17 protein-coding genes and 2 pseudogenes are annotated in these 21851 nt (G+C 68.9%); 15 read left to right on the top strand and 4 right to left on the bottom strand.

Translation table 11 applies throughout. From position 1 onward, the window contains the following. Positions 1-4 precede the first annotated feature (4 nt). From dapE to ACFSCU_RS11525, 4 genes are all read left to right on the top strand, one after another. Positions 5-1171, top strand: coding sequence for a succinyl-diaminopimelate desuccinylase (gene dapE / locus ACFSCU_RS11540; protein WP_377560737.1), 1167 nt, complete (start codon positions 5-7; stop codon positions 1169-1171). Between the two features lie 73 nt (positions 1172-1244). Next, positions 1245-3389, top strand: a complete 2145-nt coding sequence (locus ACFSCU_RS11535; protein ID WP_377560735.1) for an ABC-F family ATP-binding cassette domain-containing protein — start codon at positions 1245-1247, stop codon at positions 3387-3389. Positions 3390-3509: 120 nt separating this feature from the next. Beyond that, a complete protein-coding gene (locus tag ACFSCU_RS11530) occupies positions 3510-3749 on the top strand; it encodes a GlsB/YeaQ/YmgE family stress response membrane protein (protein WP_180551309.1) in 240 nt (79 codons plus the stop codon). A 32-nt stretch (positions 3750-3781) separates the two neighbouring features. Next, a complete protein-coding gene (locus ACFSCU_RS11525) occupies positions 3782-4351 on the top strand; it encodes a hypothetical protein (protein WP_180551308.1) in 570 nt (189 codons plus the stop codon). 46 nt (positions 4352-4397) lie between these two features. On the opposite strand, the gene ACFSCU_RS11520 is transcribed toward ACFSCU_RS11525, so the two are convergent. Beyond that, positions 4398-5612, bottom strand: a complete 1215-nt coding sequence (locus ACFSCU_RS11520; protein ID WP_377560733.1) for a urate hydroxylase PuuD — start codon at positions 5610-5612, stop codon at positions 4398-4400. 282 nt (positions 5613-5894) lie between these two features. Between ACFSCU_RS11520 and ACFSCU_RS11515 the strand changes: the two genes are divergently transcribed. Then, the gene (locus tag ACFSCU_RS11515; protein ID WP_180551307.1) at positions 5895-6053 is read left to right on the top strand and encodes a hypothetical protein; all 159 of its coding nucleotides are present in this window, start codon (positions 5895-5897) and stop codon (positions 6051-6053) included. Positions 6054-6637: 584 nt separating this feature from the next. Here the strand turns inward: ACFSCU_RS11515 and xdhC are convergent. Beyond that, the gene (gene xdhC / locus ACFSCU_RS11510; RefSeq protein ID WP_333705967.1) at positions 6638-7462 is read right to left on the bottom strand and encodes a xanthine dehydrogenase accessory protein XdhC; all 825 of its coding nucleotides are present in this window, start codon (positions 7460-7462) and stop codon (positions 6638-6640) included. A gap of 86 nt (positions 7463-7548) precedes the next feature. On the opposite strand from xdhC, the gene ACFSCU_RS11505 reads away from it, so the two are divergent. Continuing rightward, positions 7549-8133 carry a hypothetical protein gene (locus ACFSCU_RS11505; RefSeq protein WP_180551306.1) on the top strand — a complete coding sequence of 195 codons (585 nt, stop codon included), beginning with the start codon at positions 7549-7551 and terminating at the stop codon, positions 8131-8133. 140 nt (positions 8134-8273) lie between these two features. Here the strand turns inward: ACFSCU_RS11505 and uraH are convergent, their stop codons facing one another. Beyond that, positions 8274-8627 carry a hydroxyisourate hydrolase gene (uraH, locus tag ACFSCU_RS11500; protein ID WP_180551305.1) on the bottom strand — a complete coding sequence of 118 codons (354 nt, stop codon included), beginning with the start codon at positions 8625-8627 and terminating at the stop codon, positions 8274-8276. 169 nt (positions 8628-8796) lie between these two features. On the opposite strand from uraH, the gene puuE reads away from it, so the two are divergent. The 3 genes from puuE (at position 8797) to ACFSCU_RS11485 (ending at position 12944) form a co-directional block, all read left to right on the top strand. Continuing rightward, entirely contained in the window at positions 8797-9753 is a 957-nt protein-coding gene (gene puuE, locus ACFSCU_RS11495) for an allantoinase PuuE (RefSeq protein ID WP_180551304.1), read from the top strand. 2 nt (positions 9754-9755) lie between these two features. Beyond that, entirely contained in the window at positions 9756-11543 is a 1788-nt protein-coding gene (gene uraD, locus ACFSCU_RS11490; protein ID WP_377560731.1) for a 2-oxo-4-hydroxy-4-carboxy-5-ureidoimidazoline decarboxylase, read from the top strand. A gap of 144 nt (positions 11544-11687) precedes the next feature. After that, positions 11688-12944: a M20 family metallopeptidase gene (locus ACFSCU_RS11485; protein WP_377560729.1), complete on the top strand. Its 1257-nt coding sequence runs from the start codon at positions 11688-11690 to the stop codon at positions 12942-12944. Positions 12945-13343: 399 nt separating this feature from the next. Here the strand turns inward: ACFSCU_RS11485 and ACFSCU_RS11480 are convergent, their stop codons facing one another. Next, a complete protein-coding gene (locus ACFSCU_RS11480) occupies positions 13344-13556 on the bottom strand; it encodes a dodecin family protein (protein ID WP_180551303.1) in 213 nt (70 codons plus the stop codon). A 226-nt stretch (positions 13557-13782) separates the two neighbouring features. Between ACFSCU_RS11480 and ACFSCU_RS11475 the strand changes: the two genes are divergently transcribed. The 6 genes and pseudogenes from ACFSCU_RS11475 to ACFSCU_RS11450 all read left to right on the top strand — a co-directional run. Continuing rightward, positions 13783-15588, top strand: a complete 1806-nt coding sequence (locus ACFSCU_RS11475; protein ID WP_180551302.1) for a nitrite/sulfite reductase — start codon at positions 13783-13785, stop codon at positions 15586-15588. 12 nt (positions 15589-15600) lie between these two features. Then, positions 15601-16008 carry a DUF934 domain-containing protein gene (locus ACFSCU_RS11470; RefSeq protein WP_180551301.1) on the top strand — a complete coding sequence of 136 codons (408 nt, stop codon included), beginning with the start codon at positions 15601-15603 and terminating at the stop codon, positions 16006-16008. Continuing rightward, positions 16005-16763, top strand: a pseudogene (locus ACFSCU_RS11465) (phosphoadenylyl-sulfate reductase); the annotation flags it as partial. The gene ACFSCU_RS11470 and the pseudogene ACFSCU_RS11465, both read left to right, overlap by 4 nt. A gap of 443 nt (positions 16764-17206) precedes the next feature. After that, on the top strand, positions 17207-18154 hold the full coding sequence (cysD, locus tag ACFSCU_RS11460; protein ID WP_180551300.1) for a sulfate adenylyltransferase subunit CysD: 948 nt from the start codon (positions 17207-17209) through the stop codon (positions 18152-18154). Between the two features lie 128 nt (positions 18155-18282). Beyond that, positions 18283-19659, top strand: coding sequence for a sulfate adenylyltransferase subunit 1 (locus tag ACFSCU_RS11455; protein ID WP_377560727.1), 1377 nt, complete (start codon positions 18283-18285; stop codon positions 19657-19659). A 564-nt stretch (positions 19660-20223) separates the two neighbouring features. Further along, positions 20224-21789 (top strand): annotated as a pseudogene (locus tag ACFSCU_RS11450) (cation-translocating P-type ATPase); the annotation flags it as partial. Between the last annotated feature and the right edge of the window lie 62 nt (positions 21790-21851).

Genomic DNA, 21851 nt, shown 5'->3' with positions numbered 1-21851 from the left:
GCCCATGTCCGCCACGCGCCAGCTGGCCGAAGCCCTGATCGCCCGCCCCTCCGTCACCCCGCAGGACGCCGGCTGCATCGACCTGATCGCCGCGCGGCTGGCGCCGCTGGGCTTCGCCAACGACATCATCGACAGCGGGCCGGCCGACTTCCGCGTCCGAAATTTATGGTCAAAAAGGCCCGCAGCGCTTGATGGACAAGCGCAGGCAGCTATCAAGACAGTAGTTTTCGCGGGCCACACCGACGTCGTCCCCACCGGCCCGCTGGCGCAGTGGACGAGCGACCCCTTCACCCCCACCGAACGCGACGGCAAGCTCTACGGCCGCGGCGCCAGCGACATGAAGACCTCCATCGCCGCCTTCGTGGTGGCGGTCGAGCAGTTCCTGGCCGCCCGACCCGATGCGCCACTGAACATCGCCCTGCTGCTCACCAGCGACGAGGAAGGCCCCGCGGTGGATGGCACCGTCGTGGTCTGCGAACAGCTCAAGGCGCGTGGCGAAAAGCTCGACTGGTGCATCGTCGGCGAACCCACCGCCGTGCAGCGCACCGGCGACATGATCAAGAACGGCCGCCGCGGCACGCTGTCGGGCAGGCTCACCGTGCACGGCATCCAGGGCCACATCGCCTACCCGCACCTGGCGCGCAACCCCATCCACGACCTTGCCCCCGCGCTGGCCGAGCTGGTCGCCATCCGCTGGGACGAAGGCAACGCCTTCTTCCCGCCCACCAGCTGGCAGATCAGCAACATCCACGGCGGCACCGGTGCCAGCAACATCATCCCGGGGCAACTGGTGGTCGATTTCAACTTCCGCTTCTGCACCGAATCGACGCCCGAATCGCTGCAGTCGCGGCTCGAAGCCGTGCTGAAGAAGCACGGCGTCGACTACGACCTGGCTTGGACCCTGGGAGGCCTGCCCTTCCTCACCGAGCCGGGCGACCTCGTCACCGCCGTGCAGTCCGCCATCCGCGCCGAGACGGGCCTCGAGACCGAACTCTCCACCACCGGCGGCACCAGCGATGGCCGCTTCATCGCCCAGATCTGCCCCCAGGTCATCGAACTCGGCCCCCCCAACGCCAGCATCCACAAGATCGACGAACACATCGCGCTGGCCGACATCGAGCCGCTGACCAACATCTATCGGCGCGTGCTGGAGCGTCTGGCCACGGCATGAAGGTGGATGAATGGCGACGTGGCCACCGGTCTGATGCATTGACGCCCCGCGCCGGCGCGTTCGATTCGCGACCATGATTCAGCTTCAGAACCTCACCCTCCGCCGTGGCGCCAAGGTGCTGCTCGACGGCGCCAGCGTCACCATCCACCCCGGCGAGAAAGCCGCGCTGGTGGGGCGCAATGGCGCGGGCAAGTCGACGCTGTTCGCGCTGTTCAACGGCACGCTGCACGAGGACGGCGGCGACTTCGCCATGCCTGCCGCCTGGCGCATCGCGCAGGTGGCGCAGCACATGCCGGAGACCGCCGAGCCGGCGGCCGAATTCGTGCTTTCGGGCGATGAGCGCTTGGTGCACCTGCGCGAGCAGCTCTCGAAAGCAGAGCAATCGGGCGACGGCATCGCCATCGCGCACGCACACGGCGACTTGCACGACGCCGGCGCGCACGATGCGCGCTCGCGCGCCGAGGCGCTGATCCTGGGGCTGGGCTTCAAGGTGGATGAGTTGCAAAAGCCGGTGAACAGCTTCTCGGGCGGCTGGCGCATGCGCCTGCAGCTGGCGCGCGCGCTGATGGCCCCCAGCGATCTGCTGCTGCTGGATGAACCCACCAACCACCTGGACCTGGACGCGCTGGTGTGGCTGGAAGGCTGGCTGCAGCGCTACGCCGGCACGCTGATCGTGATCAGCCACGACCGCGAGTTTCTGGATGCGGTGACGCGCGTCACCCTGCACATCGAGCACCAGAAGCTGACGCGCTACGGCGGCAACTACAGCGCCTTCGAGGAGTTGCGCGCGCAGCAGCTCACGCTGCAGCAGGCGGCCTATGCCAAGCAGCAGGAGAAGATCGCCCACCTGCAGAAGTTCATCGACCGCTTCAAGGCCAAGGCGACCAAGGCCAAGCAGGCGCAAAGCCGCGTGAAGGCGCTGGAGCGCATGGAACGCATCGCGCCGGTGCTGGCCGATGCCGAATTCCAGTTCGAGTTCAAGGAGCCGGCCAACCTGCCCAACCCGATGCTGGCCGTGCGCGATGCGGTGTTCGGTTACCGCGCCGAGAAAGCTACAAAAACAGAAGCTGCGGGCGCCCAGCAGACGGGCGCTGCAGGCCAATTTGGCTTGAAACCCGAGCTGAGCGACTACGCCACCACTGCCACGCTGCACGCGCAGCTGGCAGCACGCGGCGAGCTGCCGCCCGAGCCGCAACCGGGCGACCGCGTGATCCTGCGCGGCGTGACGCGCACCGTGATGGCAGGCCAGCGCATCGGCATCCTGGGCGCCAACGGCCAGGGCAAATCGACTTTCGTGAAGACGGTGGCACGCACGCTGCCGCTGCTGGGCGGGCAGATCACCGAGGGCAAGGGCCTGGCGATCGGCTATTTCGCGCAGCAGGAGCTGGACGTGCTGCACGCTGGCAGCACGCCGCTGGAGCACATGGTGCGGCTGGCGCGCGAGACCGGGCGTGACAACACTGAGGAAGCCCGCGAGCAGCAACTGCGCAACTTCCTCGGCACCTTCAACTTCCCTGGCGAGATGGTGCTGCAGCCGGTGGGCCAGTTCAGCGGCGGCGAGAAGGCGCGCCTGGTGCTGGCCATGATCGTGTGGCAGCGGCCCAACCTGCTGCTGCTGGACGAACCCACCAACCACCTGGACCTGGCCACGCGCGAGGCACTGGCGGTGGCGCTGAACGAGTTCGAGGGCACCGTGATGCTGGTCAGCCACGACCGCGCTTTGCTGCGCAGCGTGTGCGACGAGTTCTGGCTGGTGGCGCGCGGCGGCGTGGCGCCGTTCGAGGGCGATCTGGACGACTACCAGCGCTATTTGCTGGACGAGGCCAAGCGGCTGCGCGAGCTGGCGGCGGCCCAGAATACTCCTGACTCCATAGCTGTCAGCACAGAATTCACAAGCGCTGAAGCCCCGAAGGCCTCTCAACCCACACTCAACCCCGCCGAGCAGCGCCGGCTGGACGCCCAGCGCCGCCAGCAGCTGGCCGAGAAGACGCGCCCGCTCAAGCGCGCGCTGGAAAAGGCCGAGCAGCGCATGCAAACACTGGGCGCCGAGCAGACCGCGCTGGAGCAGCGCCTGGCCACACCCCTGCCCCCGGCCGAGATTGCCGACGCCGGCCGCCGCCTGAAGGCCGTGGGGGACGAGCTGGCCGCGCTGGAGGACGAATGGCTGCGCCTGTCGGGCGAGATCGAAGCCATCGAGCAAACCGCCACGCCGGCCTGAGCCACGGCCTGCGCCACGACCTGTAGGCCAAAGCCGCAAATTGCGCCGCCGTCATCCGGCGGGCCGGTTTCCGGGGTTAAAGTGCCCGCTGTCACAACAACCTCGGGAAGGGGCACTTTCATGGGCATCATCGTCACCATCATCGTCGGCTTCATCGTGGGCCTGATTGCGCGCGCCATCATGCCGGGCAACCAGAGCATGGGCCTGATCATGACCACCATCCTGGGCATCGTGGGTGCCATCGTGGGGCAGTTCGGTGCCAACGCCCTGGGCATGGCCGGCCCGGTGGGCTGGATCGGCTCGATCGTCGGCGCGATCATCGTGCTGCTGATCTTCGGCATGGTCACCAAGAAGCGCTGACCTCCTTTCACCACGGAAGAACCGGCTGCACCATGGCCAAGGCAAAGTCACCCAACGCAATGGAACTGGCGCGTGGCCACACGCGGCTGGAGCAGGCCGTGCAGCGCAGCCGCCAGATGCTGCGCAAGCGCGCCCTGGTGGCCGGTGTGGCCGGCATGGTGCCGTTGCCTGGTCTCGATTGGGCGGCCGATGCCGCCATGCTGGCGCAGCTGCTGCCCAAGATCAACGCCGAGTTCGGCCTGACGCCGCAGCAGATCGCCAAGCTGGACGCACGCGAGAAAGAGCGCGTGCAGAAGGCCATCGCCATGGTCGGCTCGGTGCTGATCGGGCGGCTGGTGACCCGCGGGCTGGTGCTGCGCGCCGCGCGCCTGCTGGGCATGCGGCTGACAACCGCGCAGGCAGCCAAGTACGTACCGATTGCCGGGCAACTGGTGTCGGGCGCGCTGGGCTATGCGGCGCTGCAGTACCTGGGCGAGCAGCACATCCGCGACTGCGTGCGCGTGGCATTGGCCTCGCCGCTGGCGCTGCCGGCACCCGAGGGCGTGCGCGAGCATCGCCAGGACCGCACGGTGCCGCTGGGCGCCGATGCCGCCACCACCTGACTGCAGCGCACCATGGGTCAAAAAAGCCGGCGTTGCCGGCTTTTTTTTATGGGGCGCGGCCCCGGCCCTCGAACCAGCGCGCCACCAGCGCGCGCTCGGCATCCGTCATGTGCGTCCCGTTCGACAGCGGCATGATGCGGCTGACCACCACCTGCTGGTAGATCAGTTGCGCGTGCTGCTCCACCTGCGCCTGCGAATCGAGGCGCAGGTTCTTCATCTGCACCGCCTCGCCGTGACACGACACGCAGCGCTCGGCCAGCACCGGCGCGATCTGCGCATAGCCCACGCTGGCCGGCAGCGCGGCACTGGCGGGCACGGGCGCGGGTTTCATCCAGGCGATCAGGCCCAGCAGCACCAGCACGCCGGCGGCCGCAAACGGCCACGGGTGGCGCGCACGGCCGTGGTGCCAGCCGTGGCGCTGCACGAAGAACTGGCGGATCAGCGCGCCCGCCGCCATCAGCAGGCACAGCACCAGCCAGCGTCGGGGGTGGCTGGTGAGAAAGCCGTAGTGGTTGCTGAGCATGGCGATCAGCACCGGCAGCGTGAAGTAGGTGTTGTGCACGCTGCGCTGCTTGCCGCGCTGGCCGTGGATGGCCAGCGCGCCGGCGTCATAGGGCTGGCCGCTGGTCATGGCCGCCACCACCTTGCGCTGGCCGGGGATGATCCAGAAGAACACGTTGGCGCTCATGGCCGTGGCCAGCATGGCGCCCACGATCAGGAACGCCGCGCGCCCCGCGAACAGATGGCACGCCAGCCACGACGCGAACGCCACCACCACGATGAGCAGCGCCGCCACGATGCGCTCGCCATGGGGCCGGAAGCCGAACACGCGGCAGATGGCGTCGTAGATGAACCAGAACGCCACCAGAAAACCCACGGCGGTGAAGCCCGCCGCCACGGGCGACCAGTCCAGCACCTGCCGGTCGACCAGGAAGGCACTGGCGTTCCACAGGTACAGCACGGCGAACAGCGCGAAGCCCGACAGCCAGGTGCTGTAGCTCTCCCAGTAGAACCAGTGCAGCTTGCTGTCGATGCCGCCCTTGGGCGCCACCAGGTACTTCTGCGGGTTGTAGAAGCCGCCGCCGTGCACCGCCCACATGGCGCCGTCCACGCCCTTGGCCTTCAGGTCGTCGGCGGTGGGCGCCAGCAGGTTGCTGTCGAGAAAAACGAAGTAGAACGACGAGCCGATCCAGGCGATCGCCACGATCACGTGCAGCCAGCGCAGCAGCAGGTTGGCCCAGTCCAGCAGATAAGCGTCCATGCGCAATGCATCCTTCATGCGGCTCGCCACCGCGGGCGCTGCAAGCCGTGCAAGGTGATCGCGCTTGAGGCCGGCGTCTGCGGCCCCCTGGGCACCGCTGCGATCGCCGCAAAGTGTACGCGCCGGCGGCCTGGCCGTGCGCCGGCGTCGGTTTTCTGCCGCGTTTGGCACGCCCGGGCCGGCGGTTTGAACGCCGGTCTGCCCGCGGGCGTGCCAAATCGGCGAAAATAGCGGGTTTTCCGCCGGCACGGCACCCACCACTTCATCACAAGGACATTCACCATGGGCAACAAGATCGTTACCGAAGCCATGCGCAAGGCCACCCCGCAACTGCCCGGCGCGCCCCGCATCAAGCAGGGCGCCGGCCAGAAGGGCAGCCAGGAGCGCGGCGTGCACACGCGCAACAAGAAGAACCCCGGCAAGCGCCCGCAGCAGGGCTGAAGCCGCCGGCCTGCGCGGCTGGCATGCACAGGGCGCCCCGCGGGGCGCCCTTTTTCATGACCGCGCCGCGCTCGATGACCTCGCCGCTGCGCGGCCTTGATGACGGAATGATCCTAGAAACGGCAGTTGGATGCGCCCGAGCGTGCCGTGATGGGCGTGCCAGGCAAGGGCGAGTGCCAAGGGCGAGTGCCGCGGCTCCAGACGTGCCTGCGCACGTCTGGACGGCACGAGCGGCGCCGGACTCTGGCCGGCGCGCGCCCTGCAAGGCAGAGGACGCCGCTTCGCTACTGCCTGCAACGACGAACAACGCCGCATGGCGCGGCCAGCACGGTGCGATCGGGTGCATAGCGCGCTCACCCAACAGGTGAGCGTGATCGAAGCCGTGAAAGTCAGTGTTCATGCGGGTTACCCAAGGATGACAAGCGGTCAACTGCCGTTTCTAGGATGATGCCAGGGCAGGCCCTGACAGGGGGGGACTTGCCAGATTTTTTAGATAACAAAAACAGCCTTTGGCGCCCGCCCATCGGGCGCAAGCAGCTTCTTTTTCAGGACTGCCGTTTGGCGCCAAATGGCTATCGCCTGTTTCAGGCTTCTGCGCCGTCGCCAACGCCTGCTTGCAGCAGCTGCGCCACCACCGCCAGCGCCACCACGGCGGGCTGCTTGCCGCGGATGCCGGGCAGGCCGATGGGGCAGGTCACGCGCTCCAGCTCGGCCGCCGAAAAGCCGCGCGCCTGCAGCCGGTGCCCAAAGCTCGCCCACTTGCTGCGGCTGCCGATCAGGCCGATGAAGGGCAAGTCGCCCCGCTCGCGCTGGCGCCGCAGGCAGGCGGCCACGATCTCCAGGTCTTCCGCGTGGCTGAAGCTCATCACCAGCACCTGGCTGCCCGGCGCCAGGTCGGCCACGGCGCGTTGCACCGGGTCGGAATGCTCGCAGCGCACGTTGGGCGGCAGCTCGGGCGGAAACACCTCGTCGCGGCTGTCGATCCAATGCAGATCGAACGGCAGATCGCCCACCAGTTGCACGATGGCGCGCCCCACGTGGCCGCCGCCGAACAGGGACAAAGGGCGTGCAGGCGTTGCCAAACGGGCGCGGACAGCTTCTGTTTTCGAAGCATCCAGCCGCTCGAAGCGCAGGTGCACCACCCCGCCGCAGCACTGGCCCAGGCTGGGGCCCAGCGGGTAGCGGTGCAGAGCACCGTCGCCATCACCCTGCCCCTGCAGCAGCGCGCGCGCCCGCGCGATCGCCTGGTGCTCGAGCTGGCCGCCGCCAATGGTGCCGACGATGGCGTCGCCGAACACGGCCATCCACGCCCCCACCTCGCGCGGCACCGAGCCTGCGGCGCGCGCCACCGTCACCAGCACGGCGGGTGCGGCGGGCAGACGTTGCAGCAGGGTGTGAAGCTCGCGCACGGCGACAGCGGTTTTCCGATTGACAAGGGCGAAGGCGCTGCTGACAGTATGCCCACGGCGCCGGCACCCGGGCCCAGAGGATGTCGATGCACAGCACCAATCGATCAGGCGCCGGCCTGCGGCCGAGCACGTGGCACGGCATGGCGGCACTGCTGCTGTGCGCGGGCGCGCTGGCCTGCGGCCCGGCCAGCGCACAGGCCACGGGCAACCAACGCCCCGCCGCTGCCAAGCCAGCCGCAGGCAAGGCCAGGCCCAGCCCCGTCAAGCCGCGCCGCCGCGTGCGCCCGGCCGCCGGCCAGGCGTCGGCACGGCCGGTGCCGGTGCCCGACGCTTCGGACGCCGCCACGGCGCGCGCCTACCGCCAGGATGCCGCGCGCCACCTCTACAGCCTGAACCTGGGCAGCATCTACAAAGGCCGCATGCCGCCGCTGCTGTACGCCGTGGGCGTGCTGCAGGTGCAGATCGACGGGCAGGGGCGGGTGGGCACCATCAACTGGATGCGCGCGCCGAACCATGTGCCGGAGGTGATGCGCGCCATCGAGCGCCTGGTGCGCGCGGCCGATCCGTTTCCGCCGCCCAAGCTGATCGGCGGTCTGACCTACACCGACACCTGGCTGTGGCACAAGAGCGGCAAGTGGCAGCTCGACACGCTGACCGAGGGCCAGGATTGAACCCATTGACGTTTTCTAAAAGCATGACAACGCGTGCCGCGCCAAAGAAAGCCCCCTCTCCCTCTGGGAGAGGGCTGGGGTGAGGGCCGGCAGCGTGTCATGTATTACGGAATGATCAATAGGTTGAAGCCGCGGCCTGCCTACGACCCGCGGTAGGTCGAATAGCTCCACGGGCTGACCAGCAGCGGCACGTGGTAGTGCTGGCCTCCGTGCGCGATGCCGAAGTCGAGGTGCACCTCGTTCAGGAACGGCGGCTCGGGCAACTGCACGCCCCGGGCGCGGAAGTACGCTGCCACCTCGAAGGCGAGGCGGTAGGTGCCGGCCTTCAGGCTGGCGTCGTCCAGCAGCGGGCCATCGGGGTTGCGGCCGTCGGCGTTCAGGGTGACGCGCTTGAGCAGCGTGGCCGCATCGCCGTGCGTGGCGTACAGCGCCACCTGCATCGCCGCGGCGGGCGTGCCGTGCATGGTGTCGAGAACATGTGTGCTGAGGCCCATCGTCGGCTCCTGAAATCCACGATGGCCGCAGTGTAGGGATTCGGCGTGGATGCACCTATCATGGGGTCGCACATGCGGGCGAGCTGTTCAAGGCACGCCATGAAGGTTACCAATAAAAACCGGCTTCAGCGCCCGTCTGTCAAGTGCAAGCAGCTCCTCCAAAAATAGCATGAAACCCTCGATCTACGACAGCACCGCACCCTACCCGCGCGACCTGCGCGGCTACGGCCGCGACGTGCCGCACGCGCGCTGGCCGGGTGGCGCGCGCATCGCCGTGCAGTTCGTGCTGAACTACGAGGAAGGTGGCGAGAACTGCGTGCTGCATGGCGACGCGGCGAGCGAGCAGTTCCTGTCGGAGATGTTCAACCCCGCCGCCTATCCCGATCGCCACCTGTCGATGGAGGGCATTTACGAATACGGCTCGCGCGCCGGCGTGTGGCGCATCCTGCGCGAGTTCGACGCGCGCGGCTGGCCGCTGACGGTGTTCGGCGTCGCCAGCGCCCTCGCCCGCTACCCCGAGCTGGCGCGCGTGTTCCAGCAGCGCGGCGACGAGATCGCCTGCCACGGGCTGAAGTGGATCCATTACCAGGACGTCGATGAGGCCACCGAGCGCGCCCACCTGGCCGAGGCGCTGGACACCATCGAGCGGCTGAGCGGCGAAAGGCCGCTGGGCTGGTACACCGGCCGCGACAGCCCCAACACGCGCCGCCTGGTGGTGGACGACGGCCGGCTGCTGTACGACAGCGATTATTACGGCGACGACCTGCCGTTCTGGATGAAGGTGCGCCGCACCGACGGCGCCGTGGTGCCGCACCTGGTGGTGCCCTACACGCTGGACTGCAACGACATGCGCTTTGCGCTGCCGCAGGGCTTCAGCCACGCCGAGCCCTTCTTCCAGTACCTGCGCGACAGCTTCGACGCGCTGTACGCCGAGGGCGACCCGCGCGGGCTCGACCGGCCCAAGATGATGAGCATCGGCATGCACTGCCGCCTGCTCGGGCGGCCGGGGCGCATCGCGGCGCTGCAGCGCTTCATGGACCACGTGGCGCGCCACCCCGACGTGTGGGTGTGCCGCCGCATCGACATCGCGCGGCACTGGATCGCCGAACATCCGCATCAGGAATGAGCATGCCCATCACCCTCGACCAACTCAATGCCGCCTCGCCCGAAGAAGCGGCGCGCATGCTCGACGGCCTGTACGAGCACACGCCTTGGATCGCGGCCGAAGCCTTGAAGGAACGGCCCTTTCAATCTCTTGCGCACCTGAAGCACGCGATGGCGCAGGCGCTGGCGCGCGGCACGGCCGAGCAGCAACTCGCGCTGATCCGCGCCCACCCCGAGCTGGCGGGCAAGGCCATGGTCGCGCATACGCTCACGGCCGAATCGACCCACGAGCAAGGCCAGGCCGGCCTCACCGACTGCACGCCCGAGGAGTTCGCGCGCATCCAGCAGCTGAACGCCGACTACAACGCGCGCTTCGGCTTTCCCTTCATCCTGGCCGTGCGCGGGCCGCGCGGCACGGGTTTGACCAAGGCGCAGATCATCGACACCTTCGCGCGGCGCCTGGGCAACCACCCCGAGGTCGAACGCGCCGAGGCGCTGCGCCATATCCACCGCATCGCCGAGATTCGCCTGGCCGACAGGTTCGGCGCCGAGCCGGTGCTGGGCAACCAGGTCTGGGACTGGCACGAGGCGCTGGCCCGGCACAGCGACCCGGGCTTTGCCGAGCACGGCCAGCTCACCGTGACCTACCTGACCGACGCGCACCGCGCCTGCGCCGCGCAGATCAGCGAGGTGATGCGCGCCGCGGGCTTCGACGCCGTGCACACCGACGCCGTGGGCAACGTGGTCGGCCGCTATCACGCCGACCCGTCGGCGAAGAACGCCAAGACCCTGCTCACCGGCAGCCACTACGACACCGTGCGCAATGGCGGCAAGTACGACGGGCGGCAGGGCATCTTCGTGCCCATTGCCTGCGTGCAGGCGCTGCACGGTGCAGGGCGGCGCCTGCCGTTCGGCATCGAGGTGGTGGCCTTCGCCGAAGAGGAAGGCCAGCGCTTCAAGGCCGCCTTCCTGGCCTCGGGCGCGCTGATCGGCGCGTTCGACGCAACCTGGCTCGACCAGCAGGATGCGGATGGCATCAGCATGCGGCAGGCCATGCAGCAGGCGGGCCTGGCCATCGACGACATCCCCAAGCTCAAGCGCGATGCGGCCGATTACCTGGGCTTCATCGAAGTCCACATTGAGCAAGGCCCGGTTCTGAACGCGCTGAACCTGCCGCTGGGCGTGGTCACCTCCATCAATGGCAGCCTGCGCTTCGTGGGCGAGTTCGTCGGCCAGGCCAGCCACGCCGGCACCACGCCCATGGACCGCCGCCGCGACGCCGCCTGCGCCGCGGCCGAGCTGGCGCTGTACCTGGAAGAACGCGCTGCGAAAGACGGCGACTCGGTCGCCACCATGGGCCTGATGAATGTGCCGGGTGGATCCATCAACGTGGTGCCCGGCCGCTGCGCCTTCAGCCTGGACCTGCGCGCACCCAACGACGCGCAACGCGACGCGCTGGTGGCCGATGTGCTGGAGCGGGCGCAACAGATCGGCACACGCCGTGGCGTGGCCTGCACGCTGGAGGAAACCATGCGCGCCGACGCCGCGCCCAGCGACCCGGCCTGGCAGCAGCGCTGGGAGCGCGCGGTGGCATCGCTCGGCCTGCCCGTGTTCCGCCTGCCCAGCGGCGCGGGGCACGACGCCATGATGCTGCACCGGATCATGCCGCAGGCCATGCTGTTCGTGCGCGGCGAGAACGGCGGCATCAGCCACAACCCGCTCGAATCGACCACCGCCGACGACATGGAACTGGCCGTGCGCGCCATGCAGCGGCTGCTGGATGACCTGGCGGCCGAGTTGGCCGGGGTTTGAGCCGCCCCAACACCCATACGCAGAGGACGCAGAGGTTTCGCAGAAGGCGCAGAAGAAGCCATTTTTTTCGGCTTTCTTTTGCGTCCTCTGCGAAACCTCTGCGTCCTCTGCGTACTACTGCAGCCTACCCAAAACCCAAAAGTCATGAACCAGCCCCCCTACACCGCCCTCGACGCCTGGATCGACCAGCACTTCGACGAACAGGTCGCCTTTCTGCAGCAACTGGTGCGCGTGCCCACCGACACGCCGCCGGGCGACAACGCGCCGCACGCCGAGAAGACCGCCGAGCTGCTGCAGGCCTTCGGCTACACCGCCGAGCGGCACGCCGTGCCCGCCGCCGAGGTGCAGGCCTGCGGCATGCAGAGCATCACCAACCTGATCGTGCGCCGCCGCTACGGCGATGGCGGCCGCACCATCGCGCTGAACGCGCACGGCGACGTGGTGCCCCCCGGCGAGGGCTGGACGCACGACCCGTATGGCGGCGAGATCGTGGACGGCCAGATGTTCGGCCGCGCCACGGCCGTCAGCAAGAGCGACTTCGCCACCTTCAGCTTCGCCGTGCGCGCGCTGGAGGCGGTGGCGAAACCCACGCGCGGCGCCGTGGAACTGCATTTCACCTACGACGAGGAGTTCGGCGGCGAACTGGGCCCCGGCTGGCTGCTGGCGCAGGGTTTGACAAAGCCCGACCTGATGGTCGCCGCCGGCTTCAGCCACGAGGTGGTGGTGGCGCACAACGGCTGCCTGCAGCTGGAGGTGACGGTGGAAGGCGAGATGAGCCACGCCGCGATTCCCGATTCGGGCTGCGACGCGCTGCAGGGCGCGGTGCACCTCATGAACGCGCTGTATGCGCTGAATGCCGATTACAAGAAAGTGGCCTCGAAGGTCGCCGGCATCACCCACCCCTACCTCAACATCGGGCGCATCGAGGGCGGCACCAACACCAACGTCGTGCCCGGCAAGGTGGTGTTCAAACTCGACCGCCGCATGATCCCCGAAGAAGACGCGGCGCAGGTCGAGCAGTCGATCCGCGACACCATCGCCCGCGCCGCGGCCAGCTACGCGCCGCCGCGCGGGCAGGCCGGCATCCGCGTGGGCGTGCGCCGCCTGCTGCTGGCCCAGGCGATGACGCCGCTGCCCGGCAACGCGCCGCTGGTCGAGGCGATTCAGAAGCACGGTGAGGCGGTGTTCGGCGAGAAGCCGCCCGCCGTGGGCACGCCGCTGTACACCGACGTGCGCCTGTACGTGGCGCGCGGCATCCCCGGCGTGATCTACGGCGCCGGCCCGCGCACCGTGCTGGAAAGCCACGCCAAGCGCGCCGACGAGCGCCTGAGCCTCGACGACCTGCGCCGCGCCACCAAGGTGGTGGCGCGGGCGCTGGCTGATCTGCTCTCGCATCGGTAGCGCGCAGCGCCGCCCTGGCGCAGCCATGCGGGGCCTTGCAGGCCGCCTGCGCGCCTCAATCAGGCGATAGCCTATTGGCAACGAATGACAGTATGAATAAATGAGCTGCTGGCGCCCGTTGACAGGGCGCTGGAGCCTTTATTCGACCTTGAAAAAATTCTGAAGGCCCCCCCTGCCTCGCCATGATCTTCGGCTGCGCCCACAGCGCCGACGAAAACGCCGGCCCTGTGGCCGGCTGCAGCGTGCGCGTTCGCGCCGCTTGTTCTCTTCTCAGATCGACGGAGGCTTCGACTTCGTCATTCCGGCGCAAGCCGGAATCCAGACGACGCGCGCGCCGAGGGCATGGCTCCCGGCCTTCGCCGGGATGACGGTGATGGACGTTTTGAAGTGGAATTGGAATTACTTGTCCACCGCGCCGACCACGAAGGTCACGTTCATGTTCACGCGGTATTCGGTGATCTTGCCGCCCGAAATGACGACCTTCTGCTCCTTGATCCAGGCGCCCTTGACCTGGTCGATGGTGTCGGCGGCGCGGCTGACGCCGGTGAGGATGGCGTCCTCGAAGCTCTTGGTGCTGGAGGACGAAATTTCAATGACTTTGGCGACGCTCATGGGATGGCTCCTGGGTGAATGCGGCCCGGCTCGGGCCTGGGTTGCGAAAAAGCCCTGCCACCTTAGGCCGCGCCCCGCCCACGCCCTGTGGGCCAGCGCCTGACAAGCGCGTCAGCCCAGGGCGCGCGCTTGCTTATGCCAATCCGGCATATATCAACAACTAAGTATTGGTTTGTTTTGGCATAAGCCGTCGGTACATTGCGCGCTGATTCAAGGCACCGCCACGATGTACCAATACACCGATTTCGACCGCCAGTTCGTCACCCTGCGCGCCCAGCAGTTCCGCGATCAGTTGGAGCGCTGGCAGCGCGGCGAACTCACCGACGAGCAACTGCTGCCGCTGCGTCTGCAGAACGGCTGGTACATCCAGCGCTACGCGCCCATGGCCCGCATCGCCGTGCCCTATGGCGAGATCAGCAGCACGCAGTTGCGCATGCTGGCCCGCATCGCGCGCGAGTACGACCGGCCCGACGCCGACCTGCTGGCCCACGCGCAGCAGACGCAGGACGCACTGCAGGCCTCGCAACCCGGCCTGACGCTCGCCGCGCCGCCGCTGCGCTACGGCTACGGCCACTTCACCACGCGCACCAACGTGCAGTTCAACTGGATTCCGCTGGACCGCGCCGCCGACGTGATGGACCTGCTGGCCAGCGTGCACATGCACGGCATCCAGACCAGCGGCAACGCCATACGCAACATCACCTGCGAGGCGCTGGCCGGCATCGCGCCCGACGAGATCGTCGACACGCGCCCCTTCGCCGAAATCCTGCGCCAGTGGAGCACGCTGCACCCCGAGTTCGCGTTTTTGCCGCGCAAGTTCAAGATCGCCTTCAACGGCGCCGCCGAAGACCGCGCCGCCACCGGCTGGTACGACATCGGCCTGCAGGCGCTGACCAACGACGCGGGCGAGGTCGGCTTCACCGTCAAGGTGGGCGGCGGCATGGGGCGCACGCCGGTCATCGCCCCGGTGGTGCGCGACTTCTTGCCGTGGGACCAGTTGCTCAACTACATCGAGGCCGTGGTGCGCGTCTACAACCGCTATGGCCGGCGCGACAACAAGTGGAAGGCGCGCATCAAGATCCTGGTGAAGGCCGAAGGCCAGCGCTTCATCGACGAAGTGGAGGCTGAATACCGCGCCATCGTCGAACAGGACGGCGCGCCGCACACCATCACGCCCGCCGAGCTGGTGCGCGTGCAGGCCAGCTTCGTGCAACCCGAGTTGCGCCGTGCCAACCTGCCGTCCGAGGTCAGCATCACCGCCAGGCCCTTCCAGCGCTGGCTGACGCAGAACGTGCGCACGCACCGCATCGCCGGGCTGTCGGTGGTCACGCTGTCGTTCAAGCGCCCCGGCTGGGCGCCGGGCGATGCCGATGCCGACACGCTGGATGCGCTGGCCGATCTGGCCGAGCAGTTCAGCGCCGGCGAGGCGCGCCTGACGCACGAGCAGAACCTGCTGCTGCCCTGGGTGCATTCGGGCGACCTGCCCGCGCTGTACGAAGCCGCCAAGGCGCTCGGCCTGGTGCAGCCCAACATCGGCCTGCTGACCGACCTGATCGCCTGCCCCGGCGGCGATTTCTGCTCGCTGGCCAATGCGCGCGCCATCCCCATCGCCGCCGCGCTGACCGAGCTGTACCAGGACATCGACGAGGTGACCGACCTGGGGCCCATCGACCTGCACATCAGCGGCTGCATCAACAGCTGCGGGCACCACCACAGCGGCCACATCGGCATCCTGGGCGTCGACAAGGACGGCAAGGAGTGGTACCAGGTCACGCTGGGCGGCAGCGATGGCTCGGCGTTGTCCGGCCCCGCCACGCCGGGCAAGGTGGTCGGGCCGTCGTTCAGCGCCGCCGAGGTGCCGGGCGTGGTCGAGGCCATTCTGGACACCTACCGCGCGCTGCGCAGCAGCGCCGCCGAGCGCTTCATCGACACGCTGCGCCGCGTCGGCCACGAGCCGTTCAAGCAGGCCGCCAACGGCGCGCGGCATGGCGAACACCGCGCCGCGCACCAGCATGAAGAAGCCACCGCCTGACAGAGAACAACTATGAAAATAATAGCTTCCGGCGCATATCAGACGGGCGCTGACGGCCAAAATGCCTTGAAATTAGCGAATGACGCTGACCTGGCCGCGCTGGCCGCGGAAGGCGCGTTCGAGGGCGTCGAGCGCATCGAACTCGACTTCCCCAAGTTCACCGACGGCCGCGCTTTCAGCCAGGCCGTGCTGCTGCGCCGCCGCTTCGGCTTTGCCGGCGACATCCGCGCCACCGGCGATGTGCTGATCGACCAGCTGGTGCAGATGCACCGCAGCGGCTTCACCAGCGCCGTGCTCGCACCCGGCGTCGACGCGGCGGCGGCCGAGCGCCAGTTCGCGCGCTACAGCGCCTTCTACCAGGGCGATGCATTGCAGCCGCGCCCGCTGTTCGCGCGCGATGCCGCGCCGGAGGCCGCATGAACGCCTTCACGCCCCTGCCCGGCGCCGCCGCGGCTTCGGCCATCGCGCTGTACGCGCAGCCGTCGGCCAACTTCGACGCCAAGCTGCGCGAAACCGTGGTCACGCTGCTCAAGGCCGCGGCCACCGGCCCCGTTACCCAGGCCAGCAGCCTGGGCGCCGAGGACATGGTCATCACGCACCTGATCAACGCCCACGCGCTGCCGATCGAAATCTTCGTGCTCGACACCGGTGCGCTGCACGCCGAAACGCTGGCGCTGCTCGAGCAGCTGAAGGCACAGCAGGCCACGCGCCCGCACGCGCCGCTCACCGTGTACCAGCCATCGAATGAACAGGTGGTGCAGTTCGTGCAGCGCGAGGGCGCCGACGCCATGTACCGCAGCATCGAATTGCGCAAGGCCTGCTGCGGCATCCGCAAGATGGCGCCGCTGGCCCGCGCGCTGGCCGGCAAGAAGGCCTGGGTGACCGGCCTGCGCCGCGAGCAATCGGGCGCGCGCGCCGACGTGCCGCTGGTCGATCGCTCTGAATTCGAGAGCAAGGGCCTGCTCAAGTACAACCCGCTGGCCGACTGGACCTGGGGAGACATCTGGCACTACATCGCCAGCCGGCAGGTCGCCTACAACCCGCTGCACGACCAGTTCTACCCCAGCATCGGCTGCGCCCCCTGCACTCGCGCCGTCACCCTGGGCGAGGATTTCCGGGCCGGGCGCTGGTGGTGGGAAAGTGAAGACCTCAAGGAATGCGGTTTGCATGTCAAACCGCATGCGGCGGCACCAGCCGCTGCGGCGTTGCGCAGCAATGCCGCCGAGGTCTTCACTTCGGCGCAGGCTCATGTCGCCGAAGGCGGCGTGAAGGACGCACCGGCGTCCGGCCGAAGCCAATATGAGGCGGCCAAGGAGTGCGGACTTCACGTGCGGGGTGATACGGCGCCCCACCCTCACCCCAACCCTCTCCCGCCTGCGGGAGAGGGAGCCAACGGCCGTGAAGCCGCTGTCGCAGAAACCGTTGCACCGGGTGCCCCGCCCACCCTCTTGTCCCCTCTCCCGCTCGCGGGAGAGGGCCAGGGTGAGGGTGCTCCCTCCCCCGCTGGGGGAGGGTTGGGGTGGGGGCCAGACAGCGCCCCCCGCCAGGCAGCCCCTCACCCCCGCCCTCTGCCCAAAGGGGCGAGGGAGTCAGAAAGCCGCGCACAAGGAGCCGAGGCATGAACGCCCGCACCCACCCCGATCTGCTGCAAGCCGCCGCGTCGCATCACCTGTCCAACACCCACCTCGACGCGCTGGAGGAAGAAACCATCTTCATCCTGCGCGAAGTCGCCGCCGCCTTCGAGCGCCCCGCGCTGCTATTTTCGGGCGGCAAGGATTCGCTGGTGCTGCTGAAGTGCGCGGAGAAAGCCTTTGGCGCCGGGCGGATTCCGTATCCGCTGCTGATGATCGACACCGGCCACAACTTCCCGGAAGTGACCGATTTCCGCGACCAGCGCGCAGCGGAACTGCAGGCCGAGCTGATCGTGCGCAGCGTCGAGGACAGCATGGCGCGCGGCACGGTGCGCCTGGCGCACGCGGGCGAATCGCGCAACGCGCACCAGTCGGTCACGTTGCTGGAGGCGATCGACGAATTCCGCTTCGACGCCCTGATCGGCGGCGCGCGGCGCGATGAGGAGAAGGCGCGCGCCAAGGAGCGCATCTTCAGCCACCGCGACAGCTTCGGCCAGTGGCAACCCAAGGCCCAGCGGCCCGAGCTGTGGACGCTGTTCAACACGCGCCTGGCGCCGGGCGAGCACTTCCGCGTGTTCCCCATCAGCAACTGGACCGAGCTGGACGTGTGGCAATACATCGAGCGCGAGCGCATCGCCCTGCCCTCGATCTACTACGCGCATCAACGCCCAGTGGTCGAGCGCCGCGGCCTGCTGGTACCCGTCACGCCGCTCACGCCGCCCAAGGACGGCGAACACGTCGAAACCCGCACCGTGCGCTTTCGCACCGTGGGCGACATCACCTGCACCTGCCCGGTGGAAAGCCCCGCCGCCACGCCGGGCCAGATCGTCATCGAGACGCTGGCCGCCGACGTGAGCGAGCGCGGCGCCACGCGCATGGACGACAAGACCAGCGACGCGTCGATGGAAAAGCGCAAGCGCGACGGGTATTTCTGAATCACCAACAGCCGGACGCAGAGGACGCAAAGATCACGCAGAGGACGCAGAAGAAACCGATTCAAAGGGTTTTCTTTTTTGCGTCCTCTGCGAAACCTCTGCGTCCTCTGCGTACAAGAAAGCCTTTCATGACAACAACTGATTCCATAGCTGCTCCGGCTTCCCCCGCAAGCGCTCCAAGCCAAACAGACACTGAAACCGCGCTGCGCTTCATCACCTGCGGCTCGGTCGACGACGGCAAGAGCACGTTGATCGGCCGCCTGCTGGTCGACACCAAGGCCGTGCTGCAGGACCACCTGGCCGGCGTCACGCGCGGTGGCGAGGCGGATCTGGCCCAGCTCACCGACGGCCTGCAGGCCGAGCGCGAGCAGGGCATCACCATCGATGTGGCCTACCGCTACTTCGCCACCGAATCGCGCAAGTTCATCATCGGCGACGCGCCGGGCCACGAGCAATACACGCGCAACATGGTCACCGCCGCCAGCAGTGCCGACGCGGCGGTGGTACTGGTCGACGCCACCAAGCTGGACTGGCAGCGCGCCGACCTCGCCCTGCTGCCGCAGACGCGGCGCCATTCGCTGCTGTTGAACCTGCTGCGCGTGCCCTCCGTCGTGTTCGCCATCAACAAGCTCGACGCCGTGGCCGATGCCGCGCTGGCCTACCAGCACATCCGCGGCGCGCTGCAGGCCTTTGCCGCCAGCGCGGGCATCACGCCCGCCGCCATCGTGCCGATCTCGGCGCTGAAGGGCTGGAACGTGGTGGACACCGGCCACCAGAACCCCGGCTGGTGCGGCTACGTCGGCCCCACGCTGCTGGAGATTCTGCAAAGGTTGCCCGTCACGCCGCGCGAGACCGAGTTGCCGCTGGCCTTCCCGGTGCAATGGGTCGAGAAGTTCTCTGCCTCGTCCGACACCACGCAGGGCCGCCGCATCTTCTGGGGCCGCGTGGCCACGGGCAGCGTCGCGCCCGGCACGCCGGTGCAACTGCTGCCGGGCGGGCAGACGGCCGTGGTGGCGCAGGTGTTCGACCACGCCCGCGCGCCCAAGGCCATCGCCGCCGGTCACAGCGCCGGCATCGTGCTGGACCGCGAGCTGGACGTGTCGCGCGGCGACTGGATCGTGGCCGCGCCGACGCCGGCTGCTGTGGTCGCCGCCGACGACTTCGAGGACAGCACCCCGCAAGCCGCCTGGCCCACCACGCGCGAGCTGCGCACCACCATCGCCTGGCTCGACGACGAGCCGCTGCTGCCCGGCCGCGTCTACTGGACGCTGCACGGCCACCGCTGGGTCAAGGCCAAGGTGCAGCGCATTGCCGAGCGGCTGAACATCCACACGCTGGCGCGCGAAGACGCCACGCAACTGGAGCCCAACGCCATCGGCCACGTCGATCTGCTGCTGCAGGAGCCGATTCCCGCCACGCCGTTCGCGCACAGCCGCGTGCTGGGCGCGTTGATCCTGGTCGACACCGCCAGCCACCGCACGGCCGGCGCGGTGCTGGTGCGCTGAGGGCCACCGGCCTGCGGGGCCGCGCGGCATGGGCCGCGATGACAGCGTTGCAATCCTTCGCGTCACCGAATCATCAAGAACGATAGCTGCTTGCGCCTGATATACAAGGATTTCAGATTGTTTTCACACTGAAAATGCCTTGCAGCGGGCGCCACCAGCTATTGTTTTTGATTGATTGTCAAGCAATCTCAGTGGCGGCGCGGACCGCATCCGTGGTGTGGGCGCGGGCTGGCCCGCGATGAGACGCCTCGTCGCCATCAGCGCTTGATCGCGGGCCAGCCCGCTCCCACAGCACGGTCTGCGACCGCTTGATCACCACGTGTTGTTGATCGCATCGCCGTCGCGTTCCTGCCCCAGCCACCGGCGCCACGCCCACCTTCCGGGCACGGGCGAAGACCACCCCCCATAACACCCGCAGCCATCGCGCGTCTACCGTTGCCGGCCGAGCGGGGCTGCCCGATGGCCTTGGCTTGACCTCCATCAAGCCCGCGCCCCAACGGCCGAACCTGGCGCGTGTGGCAGAGTCCCTTGGTTTTCCCCCGACACCCAGGAGCCCCCTGCCCGATGCCCGATCCCCGCCGCGCCGCCACCGTTGACGTGCCCCATGCCCTGCCCGCCGCCGACGTGGCTGCCGCCCTGGAGACGGCCCCCGACCACGGCCTGACGCCCGCCGAGGCCGCCCAGCGGCTGCAGCGCCACGGCCCCAACGCCCTGCCCGCGCCACCGCGCCGCACGCTGGCGCAGCGCCTGGGCGCGCAGTTCGCCAACGCGCTGATCATCTTTCTGCTGGCCGGCGCCGCCGTGGCCGGCGCGCTGGGCCACTGGGTGGATGCGGGCGTGATCCTGGCCGTGGTGCTGACCAACGCCATCGTCGGCGTGATGCAGGAGGGCAAGGCCGAGGCCGCCATGGACGCGCTGCGCGACATGCTGTCGCCCCACGCGCGGGTGCTGCGCGGCGGCACGCGGCAGGTGCTGCCGGTGGATGCGCTGGTGCCGGGCGACGTGGTGCTGATCGAGGCCGGCGACCGCGTGCCGGCCGATCTGCGCCTGCTGACGGCGCGCGCGCTGCGCATCGACGAGGCGCTGCTCACCGGTGAATCGGTGGTGGCCGAAAAGTCCACCGCCGCCGTCGCCGCCGACGCGCCGCTGGGCGACCGCGCCGGCATGGCCTGGTCCGGCACGCTGGTGGCCGCGGGCGCGGCGCGCGGCGTGGTCACCGCCACCGGCACGGACACCGAGATCGGCAAGATCAGCCAGATGCTGGGCGCCATCGCGCCGCTGACCACGCCGCTGCTGGCGCAGATCAACCGCTTCGGCCGCCAGATCACCGTGGTGGCGCTGGCGGTGGCGGCGGCGCTGTTCGTGTTCGCCGTCATGGTGCGCGGCTACGACTGGTTGGACGCGCTGATGACCGTGGTGGCGCTGGCCGTGGGCTTCGTGCCCGAGGGGCTGCCGGCGGTCATCACCATCACCCTGGCCATCGGCGTGCAGCGCATGGCGGCGCGCCAGGCCATCGTGCGCCAGCTGCCGGCGGTGGAGACGCTGGGCGCCACCAGCGTGATCTGCTCCGACAAGACAGGCACGCTGACGCGCAACGAGATGACCTGCCGCACCCTGGTCAGCGCCGACAGCCGCGCCCAGGCCAGCGGCGCCGGCTACGCGCCCATGGGCACGGTGCGCCAGCCCGATGGCAGCAAGCCCTGCGCCGACCTGCGCCAGCTGGCGCTGATCGGCCTGCTGTGCAACGACGCCGAGCTGCACGAGAGCGACGACCAGTGGCACGTGACCGGCGACCCGATGGAAGGCGCACTGCTGGCGCTGGCCTACAAGGCGGGCCTGAACGCGCAGACCGAGCACGACGCCCACCCGCGCCGCGACCTGGTGCCCTTCGACGCCGCGCACCGCTACATGGCCACGCTGCACGACACGCCCGATGGCGGCGCGCTGATCGCCGTCAAGGGCGCGCCCGAGCAGGTGCTGGCCATGTGCACCAGCGCCCAGGGCACCGACGGCACGGCGCGGCTGCCGGTCGACGAGGCCGTGTGGGCGGCGCGCGTGGACGACATCGCCGCCGAGGGCGAGCGCGTGCTGGGCTTTGCCTTCGCGCGCCTGCCCGCGCGGCCGGCGCGGCTCGGCGCGGCCGAGCTGCAAGGCCTGAGCTTCGCCGGCCTGATCGGCTTCATCGACCCCGC

The organism is Ottowia beijingensis (assembly GCF_042680925.1).
In the GTDB taxonomy this organism is placed as follows: Bacteria; Pseudomonadota; Gammaproteobacteria; order Burkholderiales; family Burkholderiaceae_C; genus Ottowia; species Ottowia beijingensis.
This window is presented reverse-complemented; position numbering and strand designations above follow the sequence as displayed.

What these genes read in the sequence shown, in the direction of transcription:
- cysD (WP_180551300.1), top strand. Translation starts at nt 17,207, where the DNA reads ATGAACGCCCGCACCCACCCCGATCTGCTGCAAGCCGCCGCGTCGCAT.
- ACFSCU_RS11470 (WP_180551301.1), top strand. Translation starts at nt 15,601, where the DNA reads ATGAAAATAATAGCTTCCGGCGCATATCAGACGGGCGCTGACGGCCAA.
- ACFSCU_RS11530 (WP_180551309.1), top strand. Translation starts at nt 3,510, where the DNA reads ATGGGCATCATCGTCACCATCATCGTCGGCTTCATCGTGGGCCTGATT.
- ACFSCU_RS11535 (WP_377560735.1), top strand. Translation starts at nt 1,245, where the DNA reads ATGATTCAGCTTCAGAACCTCACCCTCCGCCGTGGCGCCAAGGTGCTG.
- ACFSCU_RS11480 (WP_180551303.1), bottom strand. Translation starts at nt 13,556, where the DNA reads ATGAGCGTCGCCAAAGTCATTGAAATTTCGTCCTCCAGCACCAAGAGC.
- dapE (WP_377560737.1), top strand. Translation starts at nt 5, where the DNA reads ATGTCCGCCACGCGCCAGCTGGCCGAAGCCCTGATCGCCCGCCCCTCC.
- ACFSCU_RS11475 (WP_180551302.1), top strand. Translation starts at nt 13,783, where the DNA reads ATGTACCAATACACCGATTTCGACCGCCAGTTCGTCACCCTGCGCGCC.
- ACFSCU_RS11525 (WP_180551308.1), top strand. Translation starts at nt 3,782, where the DNA reads ATGGCCAAGGCAAAGTCACCCAACGCAATGGAACTGGCGCGTGGCCAC.
- ACFSCU_RS11520 (WP_377560733.1), bottom strand. Translation starts at nt 5,612, where the DNA reads ATGGACGCTTATCTGCTGGACTGGGCCAACCTGCTGCTGCGCTGGCTG.
- uraH (WP_180551305.1), bottom strand. Translation starts at nt 8,627, where the DNA reads ATGGGCCTCAGCACACATGTTCTCGACACCATGCACGGCACGCCCGCC.
- ACFSCU_RS11485 (WP_377560729.1), top strand. Translation starts at nt 11,688, where the DNA reads ATGAACCAGCCCCCCTACACCGCCCTCGACGCCTGGATCGACCAGCAC.
- puuE (WP_180551304.1), top strand. Translation starts at nt 8,797, where the DNA reads ATGAAACCCTCGATCTACGACAGCACCGCACCCTACCCGCGCGACCTG.
- uraD (WP_377560731.1), top strand. Translation starts at nt 9,756, where the DNA reads ATGCCCATCACCCTCGACCAACTCAATGCCGCCTCGCCCGAAGAAGCG.
- ACFSCU_RS11515 (WP_180551307.1), top strand. Translation starts at nt 5,895, where the DNA reads ATGGGCAACAAGATCGTTACCGAAGCCATGCGCAAGGCCACCCCGCAA.
- ACFSCU_RS11455 (WP_377560727.1), top strand. Translation starts at nt 18,283, where the DNA reads ATGACAACAACTGATTCCATAGCTGCTCCGGCTTCCCCCGCAAGCGCT.
- ACFSCU_RS11505 (WP_180551306.1), top strand. Translation starts at nt 7,549, where the DNA reads ATGCACAGCACCAATCGATCAGGCGCCGGCCTGCGGCCGAGCACGTGG.